The sequence below is a fragment of the Pseudomonas sp. G166 genome, assembly GCF_037027455.2.
Taxonomy (GTDB): domain Bacteria; phylum Pseudomonadota; class Gammaproteobacteria; order Pseudomonadales; family Pseudomonadaceae; genus Aquipseudomonas.
Genome location: NZ_CP146985.1, coordinates 3,066,810 through 3,085,255, shown reverse-complemented (window position 1 = coordinate 3,085,255; position 18,446 = coordinate 3,066,810). Strand labels below are relative to the sequence as shown.

The 18,446-nt window shown below is 61.2% G+C and carries 18 protein-coding genes; 16 read left to right on the top strand and 2 right to left on the bottom strand.

The window, feature by feature from the left end:
* Window positions 1-6 precede the first annotated feature (6 nt).
* The 8 genes from SGN16_RS13415 to SGN16_RS13380 all read left to right on the top strand — a co-directional run bounded on the left by SGN16_RS13415 (window position 7) and on the right by SGN16_RS13380 (window position 6,536).
* Window positions 7-972 (top strand): AraC family transcriptional regulator, encoded by a 966-nt coding sequence (locus SGN16_RS13415; RefSeq protein ID WP_210644758.1) that lies wholly within the window; start codon window positions 7-9, stop codon window positions 970-972.
* 202 nt (window positions 973-1,174) lie between these two features.
* On the top strand, window positions 1,175-1,765 hold the full coding sequence (locus SGN16_RS13410; protein ID WP_210644756.1) for an amino acid synthesis family protein: 591 nt from the start codon (window positions 1,175-1,177) through the stop codon (window positions 1,763-1,765).
* A 44-nt stretch (window positions 1,766-1,809) separates the two neighbouring features.
* Window positions 1,810-2,643: an alpha/beta fold hydrolase gene (locus SGN16_RS13405; protein WP_210644755.1), complete on the top strand. Its 834-nt coding sequence runs from the start codon at window positions 1,810-1,812 to the stop codon at window positions 2,641-2,643.
* Complete coding sequence (locus SGN16_RS13400; RefSeq protein ID WP_335944668.1) at window positions 2,640-4,121, top strand: aldehyde dehydrogenase; 1,482 nt, start codon at window positions 2,640-2,642, stop codon at window positions 4,119-4,121. The genes SGN16_RS13405 and SGN16_RS13400 overlap by 4 nt, the downstream gene beginning before the upstream one ends.
* Before the next feature lie 12 nt (window positions 4,122-4,133).
* The gene (locus SGN16_RS13395; protein WP_210644752.1) at window positions 4,134-4,619 is read left to right on the top strand and encodes a flavin reductase family protein; all 486 of its coding nucleotides are present in this window, start codon (window positions 4,134-4,136) and stop codon (window positions 4,617-4,619) included.
* A gap of 134 nt (window positions 4,620-4,753) precedes the next feature.
* Window positions 4,754-5,158, top strand: a complete 405-nt coding sequence (locus SGN16_RS13390) for a carboxymuconolactone decarboxylase family protein (RefSeq protein ID WP_109755321.1) — start codon at window positions 4,754-4,756, stop codon at window positions 5,156-5,158.
* Between the two features lie 60 nt (window positions 5,159-5,218).
* Window positions 5,219-5,971 (top strand): GntR family transcriptional regulator, encoded by a 753-nt coding sequence (locus SGN16_RS13385; RefSeq protein WP_210644750.1) that lies wholly within the window; start codon window positions 5,219-5,221, stop codon window positions 5,969-5,971.
* 1 nt (window position 5,972) lies between these two features.
* Window positions 5,973-6,536, top strand: a complete 564-nt coding sequence (locus tag SGN16_RS13380) for an NUDIX hydrolase (RefSeq protein ID WP_210644747.1) — start codon at window positions 5,973-5,975, stop codon at window positions 6,534-6,536.
* Between the two features lie 6 nt (window positions 6,537-6,542).
* Here the strand turns inward: SGN16_RS13380 and SGN16_RS13375 are convergent, their stop codons facing one another.
* Complete coding sequence (locus SGN16_RS13375; protein ID WP_210644745.1) at window positions 6,543-6,836, bottom strand: DUF1330 domain-containing protein; 294 nt, start codon at window positions 6,834-6,836, stop codon at window positions 6,543-6,545.
* Between the two features lie 82 nt (window positions 6,837-6,918).
* On the opposite strand from SGN16_RS13375, the gene ribBA reads away from it, so the two are divergent.
* The 7 genes from ribBA to SGN16_RS13340 all read left to right on the top strand — a co-directional run bounded on the left by ribBA (window position 6,919) and on the right by SGN16_RS13340 (window position 13,924).
* Complete coding sequence (gene ribBA / locus SGN16_RS13370) at window positions 6,919-8,028, top strand: bifunctional 3,4-dihydroxy-2-butanone-4-phosphate synthase/GTP cyclohydrolase II (RefSeq protein ID WP_210644743.1); 1,110 nt, start codon at window positions 6,919-6,921, stop codon at window positions 8,026-8,028.
* Between the two features lie 350 nt (window positions 8,029-8,378).
* Window positions 8,379-9,404: an ABC transporter substrate-binding protein gene (locus tag SGN16_RS13365; protein WP_335945995.1), complete on the top strand. Its 1,026-nt coding sequence runs from the start codon at window positions 8,379-8,381 to the stop codon at window positions 9,402-9,404.
* The gene (locus tag SGN16_RS13360) at window positions 9,401-10,333 is read left to right on the top strand and encodes an ABC transporter permease (protein WP_210645251.1); all 933 of its coding nucleotides are present in this window, start codon (window positions 9,401-9,403) and stop codon (window positions 10,331-10,333) included. Before SGN16_RS13365 ends, SGN16_RS13360 begins: the two co-directional genes overlap by 4 nt.
* 6 nt (window positions 10,334-10,339) lie before the next feature.
* Window positions 10,340-11,149 (top strand): ABC transporter permease, encoded by an 810-nt coding sequence (locus tag SGN16_RS13355; protein WP_210644739.1) that lies wholly within the window; start codon window positions 10,340-10,342, stop codon window positions 11,147-11,149.
* Between the two features lie 17 nt (window positions 11,150-11,166).
* Complete coding sequence (locus SGN16_RS13350; protein WP_335945994.1) at window positions 11,167-12,318, top strand: ABC transporter ATP-binding protein; 1,152 nt, start codon at window positions 11,167-11,169, stop codon at window positions 12,316-12,318.
* A gap of 47 nt (window positions 12,319-12,365) precedes the next feature.
* Window positions 12,366-12,851: a flavin reductase family protein gene (locus tag SGN16_RS13345; protein ID WP_210644735.1), complete on the top strand. Its 486-nt coding sequence runs from the start codon at window positions 12,366-12,368 to the stop codon at window positions 12,849-12,851.
* A 29-nt stretch (window positions 12,852-12,880) separates the two neighbouring features.
* Window positions 12,881-13,924 carry an LLM class flavin-dependent oxidoreductase gene (locus tag SGN16_RS13340; RefSeq protein ID WP_335945993.1) on the top strand — a complete coding sequence of 348 codons (1,044 nt, stop codon included), beginning with the start codon at window positions 12,881-12,883 and terminating at the stop codon, window positions 13,922-13,924.
* A gap of 228 nt (window positions 13,925-14,152) precedes the next feature.
* Here SGN16_RS13340 and SGN16_RS13335 read toward each other — a convergent pair whose 3' ends face one another.
* Window positions 14,153-16,222 carry a TonB-dependent siderophore receptor gene (locus tag SGN16_RS13335; RefSeq protein WP_335945996.1) on the bottom strand — a complete coding sequence of 690 codons (2,070 nt, stop codon included), beginning with the start codon at window positions 16,220-16,222 and terminating at the stop codon, window positions 14,153-14,155.
* 377 nt (window positions 16,223-16,599) lie between these two features.
* Between SGN16_RS13335 and SGN16_RS13330 the strand changes: the two genes are divergently transcribed.
* A complete protein-coding gene (locus tag SGN16_RS13330; protein ID WP_335945992.1) occupies window positions 16,600-18,396 on the top strand; it encodes a methyl-accepting chemotaxis protein in 1,797 nt (598 codons plus the stop codon).
* The last annotated feature ends 50 nt before the right edge of the window (window positions 18,397-18,446 follow it).

The window sequence follows — 18,446 nt, the reverse complement described above, 5'->3', positions numbered from 1 at the left end:
ATAAAAGTGGCGGCCCTACAGAAGATTTCCCAGTCGTATCGAGTTGCGCCAACGCACTCGCGATTGATCAGTAACGACCCCTGTGGCTGGACGCGCCAGCAACTGCCGGGGGAACTGGGCGAGTGCTATTCCGAGCGCTATTTCGTCGATAACGACCTGATGGTGGTGCGCTCGCGCTACCGGCCCACGCGGAATCTGATCGAGGAAACCGTCAGCCCGCACAATCGGCACATGCTGGTCATCACGTTCGGTATGCAAGGCGACTCCGGATACAAGGGCGCCGATGGTTCGGCGGTGTCGTTCCGAGCCGGCTACACCACTATCACCTCGTTCCAGTTAAGCCTGGGCGAGCGGTGCTACGAAGCCGGCACGACCGTTTCTCAGCTCCGGCTTCTGATCGGTGAAGGCATGCTCAACCGATACATCGGCGAGCAGCGCACCCGCCAGCTACTGGGCAACGGCAATGTGCGCCAACTGGCCTTCCAGAAAACCTCGGCCACCAGCGCCAGCCACGCCACCGCCCTGGCCAGATACCTCAACCAGGGTGCGACCGGTGCGTTGGACATGCACATCCACACCCTCTGCCTGCTGTCCGAACAGCTGAAACTGCTGAGCCCGCCCACGTGCCTCCAGAACCCTCAATTCAGCGCCAGCGACATTGAAAAGCTCGACCAGGCACGCGATATCATGATCGAGCAGATGGACCAGCCGCTGACTATTCCCTACCTGTGCGCCGCGGTCGGGCTCAATGAATTCAAGCTTAAGGAAGGCCTGCATTACCGTTTCAACTCCACGCCACACCGCATGCTTCACGAGATCCGCATGCGCAAGGCCTACACACTGCTTGAAAGCGGTTGCCAGGTCGCGCAGGCGGCTTACAAAGTAGGCTACAAATTCCCGAATAATTTCAGCGCCGCATTCACCCGGTTCTTTGGCAAGTCGCCGAAAACAGTATTTGGCAAGCGCCGCTGAGTCTGCCATGGCGCCCGGATAATTCCGGGCGCCATACCCTCGCCCTTCAAATCCCCCGAATCCCCCTGCCACGGCTACCTGCTGGCCAGGGCGGCCTTCTGTCGCCTTCCCACGCACAAACTCAAAACCGCCACTTGCGCTAGCAGTATTATGGTATACCATCATACGCACAGACCAATTTCCACCTCTTACGGAGCAGCTCATGAGTTTCGAAATTCGCAAGATCGTCAGCTATGTCGAAGAAACCTTTATCGAAGGCGGCAAGGCTACCGACAAGCCGGTGACCATGGTCGGGTTGGCGGTGGTGATGAAAAACCCTTGGCTGGGCCGTGGCTTCGTTGAAGACCTGAAACCGGAAATCCGCGCCAACTGCTCCGACCTCGGCGCCCTGATGGTCGAACGCTTGGTGGGCATCATCGGCGGCGCGGAAAAAATCCAAGCCTACGGCAAGGCCGCCGTGGTGGGCGCCGACGGTGAAATCGAGCACGCCTCCGCCGTGATCCACACCCTGCGCTTCGGCAACCACTACCGCGAAGCGGTCAAGGCCAAGAGCTACCTGAGTTTTACCAACAAACGCGGCGGCCCAGGCACGTCGATCCAGATCCCGATGATGCACAAGGACGACGAAGGCCTGCGCTCGCACTACATCACCCTGGAAATGCAGATCGAAGACGCCCCGCGCGCTGACGAAATCGTCGTGGTGCTCGGTTGTGCCGATGGCGGTCGCCTGCACCCGCGTATCGGCAACCGCTACATCGATCTGGAAGAACTGGCCGCCGAGAATGCGCAGTAATCCAGCCTCGGTAACCACAATAAAAAGGCATGCAGGAGCGCTTCATGATTCGGCTCACCGCTGAACTCACCCCGGCCGGGACCAGTTACCTGGCCACTGGCCAAGGCCAGCCCGTGGTCCTGATCCACGGTGTGGGCCTGAACAAAGAAATGTGGGGCGGCCAGGTCGTTGGTCTGGCCACGAAATACCGTGTCATTGCCTACGACATGCTCGGCCACGGCGCCAGCCCGCGCCCCGAAAGCGGCACCGCCCTGCTGGGTTACGCCGATCAGTTGCTGGAGCTGCTCGATCACTTGCAACTGCCCCAGGCGACGGTGATCGGCTTTTCCATGGGCGGCCTGGTGGCGCGGGCGTTTGCCTTGCATTACCCGCAACGCCTGCACGGCCTGGTGGTGCTCAACAGTGTATTCAACCGCAGCGCCGAGCAGCGCGCCGGAGTCATTGCCCGTACCGCCCAGGCCGCCGAACATGGGCCGGACGCCAATGCCGAAGCCGCACTATCGCGCTGGTTCAGTCGCGAATACCAGGCGGCCAACCCGGCGCAGATTGCCGCGCTGCGCCAGACCCTGGCAGGTAACGATCCCCAGGGCTACCTGACCACCTATGAACTGTTCGCCACCCAGGACATGTACCGCGCCGACGACCTGGGCAACATCCAGGTGCCAACGCTGATCGCCACCGGCGAACTGGACCCCGGCTCGACGCCGGAAATGGCCCGGCAACTGGCCGAACGAATTCCTGGCGCGACCGTTGCCGTACTCGCCGAGCAGCGGCATATGATGCCGGTAGAATCGCCGCGCCTGGTCAACCAGTTGCTGCTGGAGTTTCTCGACACGGCAAGCGCCCGACACAACCAGATAAAGGGGATCGTTGCATGACACTCGCACGTTTTTCGATGTGCATCGGCGGCGAATGGGTCGATGCCCTTTCCGGCAAGACTTTTGAAAGCCTGAACCCGGCTTTGGCCCAGCCCTGGGCTGAATTGCCCGATGCCGACGAAGCCGATGTCGAGCGCGCCGTACAAGCCGCGCAGGCTGCCTTCGAGAGCCCGGCCTGGCGTGGCTTGACCGCCACCGCTCGCGGCAAACTGCTGCGACGCCTGGGTGACCTGATCGCCGAGAACAAAGAACAACTGGCCCAGCTGGAAAGCCGCGACAACGGCAAGCTGATCCGCGAAACCCGTGGCCAGGTCGGCTACCTGCCGGAGTTTTTCCACTACACCGCCGGCCTGGCCGACAAACTCGAAGGCGGTACCCTGCCGCTGGACAAGCCGGACCTGTTTGCCTACACGGTGCACGAAGCCATGGGCGTGGTCGCGGCGATCATTCCCTGGAACAGCCCGCTTTACCTGACCGCGATCAAACTCGCCCCGGCACTGGCGGCGGGCAACACCATTGTGATCAAACCGTCTGAGCACGCCTCGGCGACCGTTCTGGAACTGGCGCGCCTGGCCCTGGAAGCGGGGATTCCACCTGGCGTGGTCAACGTCGTCACCGGTTACGGCCCAAGCACCGGTGCCGCCCTCACCCGCCATCCGCTGGTGCGCAAGATCGCCTTCACCGGCGGTGCCGCCACGGCCCGGCATGTGGTGCGCAGCAGCGCGGAGAACTTCGCCAAACTGTCGCTGGAACTGGGGGGCAAATCACCGAACATTATCTTCGCCGACGCCGACCTCGACAGCGCCATCAACGGGGCGATTGCCGGGATCTACGCGGCATCCGGCCAGAGTTGCGTGTCCGGTTCGCGCTTGCTGGTGCAGGAAGAAATCTACGACGAATTCGTCGCGCGCCTGGTCGAACGCGCCCAGCGCATCCGCATCGGAAACCCGCAGGAAGACAGCAGCGAAATGGGGCCGATGGCCACCGCACAGCAACTGGCCGTGGTCGAAGGCCTGGTAGCCGACGCCATCGCCGAAGGTGCGCACCTGCGCCTGGGTGGCAAGCGTCCGCAGAACCTAGGGGACGGCTGGTTCTATGAACCGACCCTGTTCGAATGCGACCGCAACTCGATGAAAATCATGCAGGAAGAGGTCTTCGGCCCGGTGGCCTCGGTCATCCGTTTCAAAGATGAAGCCGAGGCGCTGGCGATTGCCAACGACTCGCAGTTCGGCCTCGCCGCTGGCATCTGGACCCGCGACCTGGGCCGCGCCCATCGCCTGGCCCGGGACGTGCGCTCCGGGATCATCTGGGTCAACACCTATCGTGCGGTCTCGGCCATGGCGCCCATCGGCGGCTTCAAGAACAGCGGCTATGGACGCGAAAGCGGCATCGATTCGGTGCTGGCTTATACCGAACTGAAAACGGTGTGGATCAATCTTTCCCAGGCGCCGATGCCTGATCCGTTCGTGATGCGCTAGGAGTCCTGAGAAATGATCGAACCCGGCATCTACAAAGAAGTCATGAGCTCCTTCCCGTCCGGCGTCACGGTGGTCACCACCCTGGACCCGGACGGGAATATCGTCGGTATCACTGCCAGCGCCTTCAGTGCGCTGTCGATCGACCCGGCGCTGGTGCTGTTCTGCCCCAACTACGCTTCCGACACCTACCCGATCCTGCGCGACAGCAAGCAGTTTGCGATTCATTTGCTCTCGGCTGACCAGACCGCCGAAGCCTACGCGTTTGCAGGCAAAGGCAAGGACAAGGCCAAAGGTATCGATTGGCACCTCAGCGAACTGGGCAACCCGCTACTGGCCAAGGCCACAGCGATTATCGAATGCGAACTGTGGCGCGAATACGACGGCGGTGACCACGCGATCATCGTTGGCGCGGTGAAGCACCTGATCCTGCCCGAGCAACCGGTCACACCGATGATCTACCACAAAGGCAAGCTGGGCCCATTGCCGGCGCTGGCCTGATGGCTACACACATCCCCCTGTGGGAGCGAGCTTGCTCGCGAAAGCGGTGGAGCAGTCGACATTGATGTGCCTGACACACCGCCATCGCGAGCAAGCTCGCTCCCACAGGTTCATCACTTTTTCAGGGAGCCCGCATGAGCAACGATAAATATGAACAAGGCCTCAAGATCCGCACTCAGGTGCTGGGCGAGGCTTATGTGCAGCGCTCCATCGAGAACGCCGACGACTTCACCCGGCCCCTGCAGGAAATGGTCACCGAATACTGCTGGGGCCATGTCTGGGGTCGTGAGGGTTTATCCCTCAAGGAACGCAGCATGATTAACCTGGCGATGATCTCGGCGCTCAATCGACCCCATGAACTCAAGCTGCATGTGCGTGGCGCCTTGCGTAACGGCTTGAGTCGTGAGCAAATACGCGAAATTCTGCTTCAGGTCGGTATCTATTGCGGCGTCCCGGCTGCCGTGGACAGTTTCCGGCTTGCCCGTGAAGCCTTCGCCGAAGCCGACGCCGAGGCCTCCAGTCAACCCTCGGCTGTTTGATCTGAACGTGCACGAATGTTGCCCGTTTGGCATGGACAGCCATATTACAGAGCGGACCCCATGAAACGCCTGCCACTCGACGACAGCTTCAAGGTCAATCGCAACCCCGTTACCCTGCGCGAAATCGTGCTGGATAAGCTGCGAAGCGCCATCATGAACTTCCAGCTCCTGCCGGGCGATCGCCTGGTCGAACGTGATCTGTGCGATCGCCTGGGCGTGAGCCGCACGTCGGTGCGCGAAGCCTTGCGCCACCTCGAATCCGAAGGCCTGGTGGAATTCGCCGATGCCAAGGGCCCACGGGTGGCAATCATCACCCTGGCCGATGCCGGCGACATCTATGAATTGCGCTGTGTGCTCGAAGGATTGATCGTCCAGCTCTTCACCCTGCGGGCCAAGGCCAAGGACATCAAGGCGCTGGAGAAAGCCCTGGAAGAGAACCGCAAGGCCCTCAAGGATGGCGAGCTGCAACAGGTCATCGATTCGGTGCAAGGCTTCTACGACGTCTTGCTCGAAGGGTCCGGCAACCATGTCGCCGCCACCCAGCTGCGCCAGTTGCAAGCCCGCATCAGTTACCTGCGGGCCACATCGGTGTCCCAGGAAAACCGTCGCGGCAGCAGCAACCAGGAAATGGAGCGCATGGTCGAGGCGATCAAGAGCGGCGATCCCCTGGCCGCCCACCAGGCATGCGTCGACCATGTGCGCGCCGCCGCCAAGGTTGCCTTGGAGTACCTCAAGCGCCAGCAGGAAGAAACCGGCGAGATTCCTGAAATCACGGCGCCCATCGCCCTGAAAGAACCTCGTATAGGTCGCTGAGATGTTCAGCCCCAGCTTTTGTCCAAAGTGTGGCGGCAGTGACCTGAGTCACCGCCTGCCAGCGGGCGATACCCACCAGCGACTGATGTGCGGCGGCTGCGGCTACATCCATTACGTCAACCCGAAGATCATTGCCGGCTGCATCATCGAGCAGGACGGCAAATACCTGTTGTGCCAGCGCGCCATCCCACCGCGCCCCGGCACCTGGACCTTGCCGGCCGGCTTCATGGAGGGCGGCGAAACCACCGAGGACGCGGCGCTGCGGGAGGTCTGGGAAGAGACCGGCGTGCGCGCGGAAATTGTCTCGCCCTACTCGATTTTCAGCGTGCCGAAGATCAGCGAGGTGTACATCATCTTCCGCGCCACAGCGCTGGAGATCACTGGCCAATACGGGCCGGAAACCCTCGACTACAAATTCTTCGCCCCCGAAGACATTCCCTGGGACAGCATCTATTACCCGGCCATCCGCCAGATCCTCGAACGTTATATCGAGGAACGCCAGGCCGGGGTCTATGGTATCTACATCGGCAACGACGACAGCGGCAAGATCCATTTCATCCGCTGACAAACCTCAGGGTGCCACGCCCTCGACGATGATCACCTCGGCCTGGGCCACGCCCTCTCGATGCCCCTTGGCCGCCTGATACTGCTCTGAGTGATAACAGGCCAGCGCCTGTTCGTAAGAGTCGAACTCGATCACCACGCTGCGCTGCGGCGTGTCCCGGCCCTCCATCGCTTCGCTGCGCCCGCCCCGGGCCAGCATCCGCCCGCCATACAAGGCAAACGCCGCCGGCGCCCGTTGGGTGTATTGGCTGTATTGATCGGGGTCGGTGACATCCACATGAGCAATCCAGTACGCCTTCATAGTGACCTCTCGGTTATTTTTGTATTATGGTATACCACAACATCATTCCACCAAGCACCCATCAAAACAAAGAGAGCCCGACATGGCCTTTAACAGCATTCAGGAAATCATCGAAGACTACCGCCAGGGCAAGATGGTGTTGCTGGTGGATGACGAAGATCGGGAAAACGAAGGTGACCTGCTGCTGGCCGCCGACTGCTGCAACGCCCAGGCCATCAGCTTCATGGCCCGCGAAGCGCGTGGACTGATCTGCCTGACCCTGACCGACGAGCACTGCCAGCGCCTGGGTCTGGAGCAAATGGTGCCGAGCAACGGCAGCGTGTTCAGCACCGCGTTCACCGTTTCCATAGAGGCCGCCACGGGCGTGACCACCGGTATTTCCGCCGCCGACCGGGCATGCACCGTCGCCGCCGCCGTGGCCGCCGATTCGGGGCCCACAGATATCGTGCAGCCGGGGCATATCTTCCCGTTGCGCGCCAAGGAAGGCGGTGTACTGACCCGCGCCGGGCACACCGAAGCCGGTTGCGACCTGGCGCGCCTGGCGGGTTTCACGCCCGCATCAGTGATCGTCGAAGTGATGAATGATGACGGCACCATGGCCCGCCGCCCGGACCTGGAGGTTTTTGCCCGCAAGCACGGGATCAAGATCGGCACCATCGCCGACCTGATCCATTACCGCCTGAGCACCGAGCACACCGTGGTGCGTATCGGCGAACGGGAACTGCCCACAGTGCACGGTACCTTTCGCTTGTTCACCTTTGAAGATCGCATCGAAGGCGGCGTGCACATGGCGATGGTCATGGGCGACATTCGCCGGGAGGAACCGACTCTGGTGCGGGTGCACGTGATCGACCCGCTGCGGGATCTGGTGGGCGCCGAATACAACGGCCCTTCCAACTGGACCCTGTGGGCAGCACTGCAACGGGTCGCCGAAGAAGGCCGTGGCGTGGTGGTGGTGCTGGCCAACCACGAGTCGTCCCAGGCGCTGCTCGAGCGAGTGCCGCAACTGACCCAGCCGCCACGACAGTTCAGCCGGTCGCAATCGCGCATCTATTCTGAAGTGGGCACCGGAGCACAAATCCTCCAGGACCTGGGCGTCGGCAAGTTGCGTCATTTGGGCCCGCCACTCAAGTACGCGGGGTTGACGGGGTATGACTTGGAGGTGGTGGAAAGTATTCCTTTCACCGGATAACAGAAAACCTGTGGGAGCGAGCTTGCTCGCGATAGCGGTGGGTCAGTCAACATCCATGTCGACAGATCCATTGCCATCGCGAGCAAGCTCGCTCCCGCAGGGTTCGATCCAGCAATGACAGGGAACAATCTATCCCCGGACAGATAGCCGGTACGGCAAAATGCTTGCAGAAAGTTTGGAATACCATAATATGATATTCCATAGACCGAACGCTTCAGCCAAGTGCCCCCGGCAGGGAAAGCACAAACAAAAGCCCTTGGCCCGGTCGCCTTTAAGGCCAGATGGACCTACTGCTCCCGATAGGCGGGCGACAAAAGCCCGCTCAAAAACACAACAATGAGGGCGTAAAAATGGTGTTGAAGAAAAGTGCAGCCGCAATCTTTTTTGCGGGCCTGTTGAGCGTCGCCAGCCAGGTGTCGTTGGCCGCTGAAAGCGTCAACTTCGTCAGTTGGGGCGGCAGCACCCAGGACGCGCAGAAGCAGGCCTGGGCCGACCCATTCAGCAAGGCCAGCGGCATCACCGTGGTCCAGGATGGCCCGACAGACTACGGCAAGCTCAAGGCCATGGTCGAAAGCGGCAATGTGCAATGGGACGTGGTCGACGTCGAGGCGGACTTCGCCTTGCGCGCCGCCGCTGAAGGCCTGCTCGAGCCCCTGGACTTCTCGGTCATCCAGCGCGACAAGATCGACCCACGCTTCGTCTCCGATCACGGCGTCGGTTCGTTCTACTTCTCGTTCGTCCTCGGCTACAACGAAGGCAAGCTCGGCTCCGGCAAGCCTCAGGACTGGACCGCGCTGTTCGACACCAAGACCTACCCCGGCAAACGCGCCCTGTACAAATGGCCAAGCCCAGGCGTCCTTGAACTGGCGCTGCTGGCCGATGGCGTCGCGGCGGACAAGCTCTACCCGCTGGACCTGGACCGCGCCTTCAAGAAGCTCGACACCATCAAGAAAGACATCGTCTGGTGGGGCGGCGGCGCCCAATCCCAGCAACTGCTTGCCTCCGGCGAAGCCAGCCTCGGCCAGTTCTGGAACGGGCGCATCTATGCGTTGCAACAGGACGGCGCGCCGATTGGCGTGAGTTGGAAGCAGAACCTGGTCATGGCCGACATCCTGGTCATTCCAAAGGGGTCGAAGAACAAGGCTGCGGCCATGAAGTTCCTGGCCAACGCCAGCAGCGCCAAGGGCCAGGCCGACTTCTCCAACCTGACTGCCTATGCGCCGGTCAACGTCGACAGCATCGCGCGCCTGGATTCGGTACTCGCCCCCAACCTGCCGACCGCCTATGCCAAGGATCAAATCACCCTTGATTTCGCGTACTGGGCCAAGAACGGTCAGGACATCGCGACACGGTGGAACGAATGGCTGGTCAAATGAAAATAGCGGCATCGGCAACCCAGCACACCGGAGGCGCCGCCGGCGCTACCGGTGTGAGCATCGCCAAGACCGTTGCCCCACAAACCCCGTCGTTGGCCCAGCGCTGGCGCGGGGCCGCAAACCTGCTTCCCGCCCTGCTGTTCCTCGGCCTGTTCTTCCTGGCGCCGCTGATTGGTCTGTTGTTGCGCGGCGTGCTGGAACCGGTGCCCGGCTTGGGTAATTACGAGCAACTGTTCGCCAACTCGGCCTACGCCCGGGTGTTGATCAACACCTTTTCGGTGGCCGGGCTGGTGACGCTGTTCAGCCTGTTGCTGGGTTTCCCCCTGGCCTGGGCCATCACCCTGGTGCCCCGTGGCTGGGGGCGCTGGATGCTGAACATCGTGCTGCTGTCGATGTGGACCAGCCTGCTGGCCCGCACCTATTCCTGGCTGGTGTTGCTGCAAGCCTCCGGGGTGATCAACAAGGCGTTGATGGCCATGGGCATCATCGACCAACCGTTGGAGATGGTGCACAACCTCACCGGCGTGGTGATCGGCATGAGCTACATCATGATCCCGTTCATCGTTCTGCCGCTGCAGGCAACCATGCAGGCTATCGACCCGATGGTCCTGCAGGCCGGTTCCATCTGCGGCGCCAGCCCCTGGACCAACTTCTTCAAGGTGTTCCTGCCGCTGTGCCGACCGGGGCTGTTCTCCGGCGGGCTGATGGTGTTCGTGATGTCCCTCGGTTACTACGTGACCCCGGCACTGCTGGGCGGAGCGCAGAACATGATGCTGCCTGAATTCATCATCCAGCAGGTGCAGTCGTTCCTCAATTGGGGCCTGGCCAGTGCCGGCGCCGCCTTGTTGGTGGCGATCACCCTGGTGTTGTTCTACTTCTACCTGAAGCTCCAGCCGGAATCCCCGGTGGGTGCCAGCAACGCGAGGTAAGCCGTCATGCTCCTGACCCCCAATGCCATGAGCCGGCGCATGCGGTTCGGCCTGTACTTCACCACTGGCCTGATCGCGCTGTTCCTGCTGTTGCCGATCGTATTCATCGTGCTGCTGTCGTTCGGTTCGTCCCAGTGGCTGGTGTTCCCGCCACCAGGCTGGACGTTGAAATGGTACGGCCAATTCTTCTCCAACCCGGACTGGATGAGCGCGGCCCTGACCAGCCTCAAGGTCGCGGTCCTGACCACCGTCTGCGCCGTGGCGCTGGGTTTGCCCACTGCGTTTGCCCTGGTTCGCGGGCGGTTCCCGGGTCGGGAAATGCTCTATGGCCTGTTCACCCTGCCAATGATCGTGCCGCTGGTGATCATCGCGGTGGCGGTGTACGCGCTGTTCCTGAAACTGGGTTACACCGGGACGCTGTTCGCGTTCGTGGTCAGTCACGTGATCGTCGCACTGCCCTTCACCATCATCTCGATCATCAACTCGCTCAAGCTGTTCGACCAGTCCATCGAAGACGCGGCGGTGATCTGCGGCGCCTCACGCCTGCAAGCGGTGTTCAAGGTGACCTTTCCGGCGATTCGCCCCGGCATGGTCGCCGGTGCCTTGTTCGCCTTCCTGGTGTCGTGGGACGAGGTGGTGCTGAGCGTGATGATGGCCAGCCCGACCCTGCAAACCCTGCCGGTAAAAATGTGGACCACCCTGCGCCAGGACCTGACGCCTGTGATCGCCGTCGCTTCGACGTTGCTGATCGGCCTCTCGGTGTTGGTGATGGTGATCGCCGCCGCCCTGCGCCGGCGCAACGAAATCAGCGCCTGAGCGCCTAGGAGAACACAATGAGTGCCGTCAAAGACCCCGCACAACAGCACAACAAGACCCTGGTCAGCCTGCGCAACCTGAACAAGCACTACGGCGATTTTGCCGCCGTGGACGATATCTCCCTGGACATCCAGGACGGCGAATTCCTGACCTTCCTCGGCTCCAGCGGCTCAGGCAAGAGCACCACGCTGTCGATGCTCGCCGGGTTTGAGACCCCCAGCAGCGGCGAGATCCTGGTGGACGGCAAGTCCTTGGTCAACGTTCCGCCGCACAAGCGTGACATCGGCATGGTGTTCCAACGTTACTCGCTGTTCCCGCATCTGTCGGTGCGCGACAACATCGCCTTTCCCCTGGCGATCCGCAAACTGGCGAGCGCCGAACGCGAACGCCGAGTCGATGCGATGCTCAAGCTCGTGCAACTGGGCGAGTTCGCCCATCGGCGGCCTTCGCAACTCTCCGGCGGCCAGCAGCAGCGTGTGGCGATTGCCCGGGCGCTGGTCTATGAGCCACGTATTCTGCTGATGGATGAACCCCTCGGCGCCCTGGACAAAAAACTCCGTGAAGACCTGCAGGATGAACTGCGCCAACTGCATCGGCGCTTGGGCATCACCATCGTCTACGTCACCCACGACCAGGAAGAAGCCATGCGCCTGTCCCAGCGCATTGCGATTTTCAGCCACGGCAAGATCGTCGGCCTGGGCAGCGGCTATGACCTCTACCAGAACCCGCCGAATGCCTTTGTCGCGTCCTTCCTGGGTAACTCCAATTTCCTCAAGCTCAAGGCCCAGGGCAACGCGGTGGCGACCTTCGAAGGCCAGTCGTTGTCGATCCGCCTGACCGCCGGCCTGCAAGTAGAGCAGGACGTGCTGCTGATGGTGCGCCCGGAAAAAGCCCTCGCCTTGAGCGTCGAACAAGCCGCCCAGGAGCCCTTGGCCGCCGGCTGGAATGAAGTCTGGGCCAAGGTCGTCGAAGTGCTGTTTCTCGGTGAAAGCCAGACCTGCAGCGTGGTGACTTCCAGTGGAACCGCCATGACTGTCAAGGCGCTGTCCGCCGCCGGCATGCCCCTCAAGGCTGGCGACCCAGTGCGTGTGCGCTGGGCCACCGCTGATGCCTGCGTCTACACCCAATGGGTCGAGAGCGACCTGAACAAAGCCGCCGGTGCCCATTGATGAACGCCGTCCGCCCCTCCATAAAAGCCGCACCCGAGGATCGTCCAATGATCGACGCCGCCGTTTACAAACAAGTCATGGGCTCGTTCCCGTCCGGCGTGACGGTGATCACCACGCTCGATGATGATGGGCAGATCGTCGGCCTCACCGCCAGCGCGTTCAGCTCGTTGTCGATGGAGCCGGCCCTGGTGCTGTTCTGCCCCAACTACAGCTCCGACTCCTATCCGGTGCTGATCAAGAACCGCCGCTTCGCCATCCATGTGCTCTCCGGCGGGCAACAGAACGAAGCCTACGCCTTCGCGCGCAAAGGCAAGGACAAGGCCCAGGGCATCGAGTGGACCCTGAGCGAGTTGGGTAACCCGCTGCTGAGCAATGCCACCGCCATCATCGAATGTGAACTGTGGCGTGAATACGAAGGCGGCGACCACGCCATCATGGTCGGCGCCGTGAAGAATCTGATCGTGCCGCAACACACACCAGGCCCGCTGGTTTACTGCCACGGCAAGATGGGCGCCCTGCCCGTCCTCGCCTGAACCGATCGTCAACGACAAGAGAAAGCGCCATGAAATTTTCCCTGTTTGTACACATGGAGCGTTGGGACGAAAGCGTCAGCCATCGCCAGTTGTTCGAAGACCTGACTGAGCTGACCCTGCTGGCCGAGGCTGGCGGTTTCAGCACCGTGTGGATCGGCGAGCACCACGCCATGGAATACACCATCTCGCCAAGCCCGATGCCGCTGCTGGCATACCTGGCCGGCAAGACCACCACCATACATTTGGGCGCCGGCACCATCATCGCGCCGTTCTGGCACCCGCTGCGGGTGGCCGGCGAATGCGCGCTGCTGGACGTGATCAGCAATGGCCGCATGGAAGTCGGTCTGGCCCGCGGCGCCTATCAGGTGGAGTTCGACCGCATGGCCGGCGGCATGCCGGCGTCCTCCGGCGGCCAGGCGCTACGGGAAATGGTTCCGGTGGTACGCGCCCTGTGGCAAGGTGACTACGCCCATGACGGCGAAATCTGGAAATTCCCCACCTCCACCAGCGTGCCCAAGCCGATCCGCAAACCACACCCGCCAATGTGGATCGCCGCCCGCGACCCGGACTCCCACAACTTCGCCGTCGCCAATGGCTGCAACGTGATGGTCACGCCGTTGATGAAGGGCGATGAAGAAGTCCTGGACCTGAAGAACAAGTTCCAGGCCGCCCTGGACAACAACCCTGACGTACCACGCCCGCAATTGATGGTGTTGCGCCACACCCACGTGCATGCCGTGGACGATCCCGAGGGCTGGAAAGTCGGTGCCCAGGCAATCTCCAAGTTCTATCGCACCTTCGATGCCTGGTTCGGCAACAAGCAAGTGCCGGTCAACGGCTTCCTCGCGCCAAGCCCCGAAGAAAAATTCGCCGAGCGTCCGGAGTTCCAACTGGAAAACATCCGCAAGAACACCATGATTGGCACGCCGCAGGAAATCATCGAGCGGATCAAGTACTACCAGGAATTGGGGGTGGATGAGTTCAGCTTCTGGTGCGACAACAGCTTGTCCCATGCCGAGAAGAAGAAGTCCCTGGAGTTGTTCATCCAGCAGGTGGTGCCGGCGTTTCGCTGATCCGCAGCCTTTGAGACCTGATAGCGGGAGCCACTGGCTTGGTCAGTCCGTTGAACCACCATCGCGAGCAAGCTCGCTCCCACATTGGCTGCGAGTGTTCATCGAGTTTGTGTTCGCCATGAATCCCCTGTGGGAGCGAGCTTGCTCGCGATGGCGGCCGAAACGTGAAGGTGATCCCCAAAAAAATGCCCGGACTTCAAGGTCCGGGCATTTTGTTTTCAGGAGGGATCAGAACGTCACGCTGGCACTCAGGCGGGCGGTACGCGGTTCACCGACATTGACTTGCTGTTCGCTGCCGGTGGACGACGGGTAGTACTGCTTGTCGAACAGGTTGTCCACGTTCAACTGCAACGAGGTTTTGTGCCCCAGCACTGGAGACTCCCAGCGCAGGAAGGCGTCGGCGACGGTGTAGCTGCTGAGCCAGAAGTCGTTGGCCTTGTTGGCGGCGCGCTCGCCGACATACCGCGCACCGGCACCGGCGTGCCAGGCACCGAATTCGGCTGGCACGTTCAGGTGGTGACTCAGGTATAGGCTGGCGGTGTGCTTGGGTGCATCGGCGAGGCGGTGGCCTTCATCGTCCGGATCGTCGAGGATTTCCGTGTGGGTGTAGGCGTAGGTGCCAATCAGGTCCCAACGCTCGGACAGGCGGCCGGTGATGTCCAGTTCGAGGCCTTGGGAGCCAACTTTGCCGGCGGCTTCGGAAACCTCGTCAACAGTGGTCACCACGTTCTTTTTAACGATGTCGAACAGGGCGAGGTTGATGTTCAAGCCTGGCAATGGATCGTACTTGGCGCCGATTTCGTAGCTGCGGCCCTCTTCCGGTTTGAAGGTAGCAAGGTTTTTATCGACAGTATCGTTAGGCTTGAACGACCGGCTGTAATTGCCGTAAAGCGACAGTTCCTCGGTGGCTTTATAGACCAGGCCCAGAAACGGGACAAAGGCATCGCCGTTATCGTCACGAACGTGGACGCGCTTGAGCATACCTTGGTCGGCGTATTGATCGTAATGCTGGTAACGGCCCCCAAAGACCAGGATCCAGCGGTCATCCAGGTGCCAGTTGTCCTTGAGATACACCGAACTGGAAGTCAGTTTGTTGCTCAAGTTGCTTTGCGGCGCATTTACCGTGCTTGGCTCCCCCAGACCACCGTACACCGGTGCCGCAGGGTCAAAGCCTACTTGATAAGCTCCGCGATAGGTCTTGCCACGGAACTGATCGGATACCTGGTTATCAACGCCGATCAACAGGTCATGACGCTGGCCGAACAGTTCCTGCTTGCCCATGAAATCCCAGCTGGCGTAGCGGGTTTCATCGTCATAGTGCGCGCCGTTGGCGGCACGCTGGAAAACGCCGTTCGACAGCCGCGGCTGCGCAATCGAAAGACTGTACCGGTCGTTGTTCCACCCGTAGGTCACACGAGTTTTCCACGCCTCACTCAATTCATACTCGAACCGGGCGGTGGCTGTCTCACGAATTCCCACACTCTTGGCCCACGGCTCATCCAGGCGCTTGTCATAGTCAATGTCAGCTGGATGCCCATCGGTAAATATCGTACCCCGATCAAACGGATTGGAATATTCGTTGTACTCATAACTGAGGTTCAACGAAGCCCGCTCCCCCGTCCAAGCCAGCGACGGTGCCACCAGCGTGCTCTCGTTGACGCCGTAGTTGCGCCAGTAGTCCTCATGCCCGCGCTCGGCAATCAAGCGATACGCCAGGCCGGTGTCGCCCAACGGCCCGGTGGTATCCAGGGCCATGGTGCCGCCACCTTCGCTGTAGGCCGAGCCGCTCAACGTGGTGCTCTGGGTGTACTCGGGCTTCTTGCTGATGACGTTGACCAGGCCACCGGGCTCCAGCGCGCCGTACAGCATCGAGGCCGGGCCCTTGAGCACTTCGACCCGCTCGGTGGTGGCGCTGAAGTTATGCCCCAGGTTCGAACGCACGCCATCGCGCAGGATCGAGCCATCGTCGTTGGTGCCGAAACCGCGCTTGACCAGCGAGTCCCGCGAACCGCCCAAGGTATTGCCCTGGCTGACGCCGCTGACGAACTTCATTGCGTCGGCCAGCGAGCGCACCTGATAGTCGGCCAGGGTCTGCTGGGTCACCACGTTGATCGATTGCGCCTCTTCCTTGATTGGTACATCGCTTTTGCTCGCCGTACTGGCCTGCGATGCGGTATAGCCCTCGTCCTGAGTGATGCGACTGCCTTGGATGTCCGTAGCCGGCAGTTCAAGGGTGTCCTGTGCCCACACTGGGCTTGCAATGAAACAGCAAGACAATGTTGGCAATACACACTTGATGAAGACGTTGCGATTAGCGAGAGGGGTGGAACGATTCAAGACGCTGCACTCATTGGGGGATGTTAATGAGAGCGAATATACTTTGAGAACGATTCCCAGTAAATCTTTTCTATTCCTCCTGCGCTTGGCTCGCCTCCCCCTGATAGCCACCACAAACTCATTGTGGGGGCGAGCTGGCTCGCGATAGCGGTATGTCAGTCAAAGCATCATTGGCTGTCGGTCCCTCATCGCGAGCAAGCTCGCTCCCACAGGTTGTCAGTGCGCTGGGCTACGCTAAATAACGCGAAGTGATATCAAATCGCCTCAACCCGCTAAAGCTTTGTCGCCAGCGGTCGAATGTATTCCATTGAGTGATTTTTTTGCCCAGGAGCAGCGGCATGCAGACGTTAAAGGCCTTGTACGAGTCTATCGAGATGCAATTTTTCGATACCCTCACCAAAAAGCTGTCGAGCCTTTTCCTGCTGGTGTTGGTCAGTGGTCTGCTGTATTGGGTAGCCCTCAGCGCACGCGCCGAGATTGTGCTGCAGTTGCGCAACGCGCAGTTGGACGGAGCCCTGCTGGGGCAGATCGAGGGCCGGCTGGACAGCCTCACCCACGCCCTGCTCTTCGGCGCCTTCCTGTCGCTGTGCATGATCAGCTTCATGGTCTGGTACTTGCGCCACCTCATCGTGCGCCCCGTCACTGCCATGACCAAGGCCCTGGAAGAGATCGCCAACGGCGAAGGCGACTTGTCCAAGGACCTGCCGCTGGTGACCCACGACGAGATTCGGACACTGGCCAGCACCTGCAACCGATTCCTGGCCAAGCAACGGGAGATCATCAGTAATGTCCAGGCGCTGACCGTGCACATCGCCGTCGAATCGGCGCGTTCGCTGAAAAACATCAGCGACTCCAGCGACAGCGCCACCCACCAGGCCCGCTTCGCCAAGGAAGTGATGGACCAGAGCAACACCGCCGTGGGCCGCATCGAAGAAGTCTCGCGCCAGACCCAGGGCATCTCCAGCACCACCGCCCAGAACCTGAGCATGGCCCGCGACTCCTATTCCGAACTGCTGGAAGTGACCGGCAACATCAGCGAGATCTCCAGCAGCCTCAATGAATTCGCCACCCTCGTAGGCGCCTTGAACCAGCGTTCCTCAAGCATCAAGTCCATCGTCGGGCTGATCCAGCAGATCTCTGCCCAGACCAACCTGCTGGCCCTCAACGCTGCCATCGAAGCCGCCCGAGCCGGCGAAAGCGGCCGCGGCTTCGCCGTGGTGGCCGATGAAGTGCGGACCCTGGCGCAGAACGTCAGCCGGGCCACCGACGATATCTCGCGCAACATCGACGCCATGCTTGAAGAAGTCAGCTCCACCCACGAACAGACCAACCAGATCAGCCACAGCGCTCGGGAAACCCAGAAAGTGGTGGAGCGCGCCTCCGGTCATTTCGAAAGCATGATTGGCGATTTCGAATCCACCAACGGCAAACTGGCGGACATCGCCACGCACATCCAGCAGTTCGCCGACAGCAACACAGGCATCAACGAACGGGTAACGCAGATCCATGCCGACAGCCAGTTGATCGACCAGCGCATGCAGCACTCGGCGACGGCCACCCGTGACCTGTCCGGCGTTGCCGAAAAGGTGCAGGCGCTGTTGGGTCGGTTCGTGCTCGGCCACGGCAAGCTGGATGCCGCTATTACCCGAGCCAGCCAGTGCCGCGACATCCTCCAGGTACGCCTGGAAGCGCTGCAAAAGGAAGGTCTCAACCTATTCGACCAGAACTACCAATTGATCCCCGGCACCGACCCCAAGCAGTACATGACCAGCTATACCGAACGCTTTGCCCAGGTCTGCCAGGAAGAATGCGACACGCTCACCCGCAGCACGCCGGGTGGCAAGGTGTCGTTCATTGTCGACACCAAAGGCTATTGCCCGGTGAACAACAGCTGGGTGTCGAAGCAGCCCACGGGGGATCGCGCAGTCGACCTGCCGGTGTGCCGCAACAAGCGGATCTTCGGCGACCCGATTGGCCTGCGCGCAGCCGGCAACGTCCAGCGCTTCCTGCTCCAGACTTACCTGCGCGACACCGGGGAGATCATGACCGAGATCGACGTACCGTTCTTCTTCGGCGGCCGCCATTGGGGCAACTTGCGGGTGGGGTTCGATGCGGCGGTGTTGTTGGCGGAGTGATCAACAGCGCTATCAAGCCAGACGAGTACCCTGTGGCGAGGGAGCTTGTG

What these genes read in the sequence shown, in the direction of transcription:
- SGN16_RS13330 (WP_335945992.1), top strand. Translation starts at nt 16,600, where the DNA reads ATGCAGACGTTAAAGGCCTTGTACGAGTCTATCGAGATGCAATTTTTC.
- SGN16_RS13395 (WP_210644752.1), top strand. Translation starts at nt 4,134, where the DNA reads ATGATCGAACCCGGCATCTACAAAGAAGTCATGAGCTCCTTCCCGTCC.
- SGN16_RS13385 (WP_210644750.1), top strand. Translation starts at nt 5,219, where the DNA reads ATGAAACGCCTGCCACTCGACGACAGCTTCAAGGTCAATCGCAACCCC.
- SGN16_RS13410 (WP_210644756.1), top strand. Translation starts at nt 1,175, where the DNA reads ATGAGTTTCGAAATTCGCAAGATCGTCAGCTATGTCGAAGAAACCTTT.
- SGN16_RS13350 (WP_335945994.1), top strand. Translation starts at nt 11,167, where the DNA reads ATGAGTGCCGTCAAAGACCCCGCACAACAGCACAACAAGACCCTGGTC.
- SGN16_RS13360 (WP_210645251.1), top strand. Translation starts at nt 9,401, where the DNA reads ATGAAAATAGCGGCATCGGCAACCCAGCACACCGGAGGCGCCGCCGGC.
- SGN16_RS13355 (WP_210644739.1), top strand. Translation starts at nt 10,340, where the DNA reads ATGCTCCTGACCCCCAATGCCATGAGCCGGCGCATGCGGTTCGGCCTG.
- SGN16_RS13365 (WP_335945995.1), top strand. Translation starts at nt 8,379, where the DNA reads ATGGTGTTGAAGAAAAGTGCAGCCGCAATCTTTTTTGCGGGCCTGTTG.
- SGN16_RS13405 (WP_210644755.1), top strand. Translation starts at nt 1,810, where the DNA reads ATGATTCGGCTCACCGCTGAACTCACCCCGGCCGGGACCAGTTACCTG.
- ribBA (WP_210644743.1), top strand. Translation starts at nt 6,919, where the DNA reads ATGGCCTTTAACAGCATTCAGGAAATCATCGAAGACTACCGCCAGGGC.
- SGN16_RS13345 (WP_210644735.1), top strand. Translation starts at nt 12,366, where the DNA reads ATGATCGACGCCGCCGTTTACAAACAAGTCATGGGCTCGTTCCCGTCC.
- SGN16_RS13390 (WP_109755321.1), top strand. Translation starts at nt 4,754, where the DNA reads ATGAGCAACGATAAATATGAACAAGGCCTCAAGATCCGCACTCAGGTG.
- SGN16_RS13400 (WP_335944668.1), top strand. Translation starts at nt 2,640, where the DNA reads ATGACACTCGCACGTTTTTCGATGTGCATCGGCGGCGAATGGGTCGAT.
- SGN16_RS13380 (WP_210644747.1), top strand. Translation starts at nt 5,973, where the DNA reads ATGTTCAGCCCCAGCTTTTGTCCAAAGTGTGGCGGCAGTGACCTGAGT.
- SGN16_RS13340 (WP_335945993.1), top strand. Translation starts at nt 12,881, where the DNA reads ATGAAATTTTCCCTGTTTGTACACATGGAGCGTTGGGACGAAAGCGTC.
- SGN16_RS13375 (WP_210644745.1), bottom strand. Translation starts at nt 6,836, where the DNA reads ATGAAGGCGTACTGGATTGCTCATGTGGATGTCACCGACCCCGATCAA.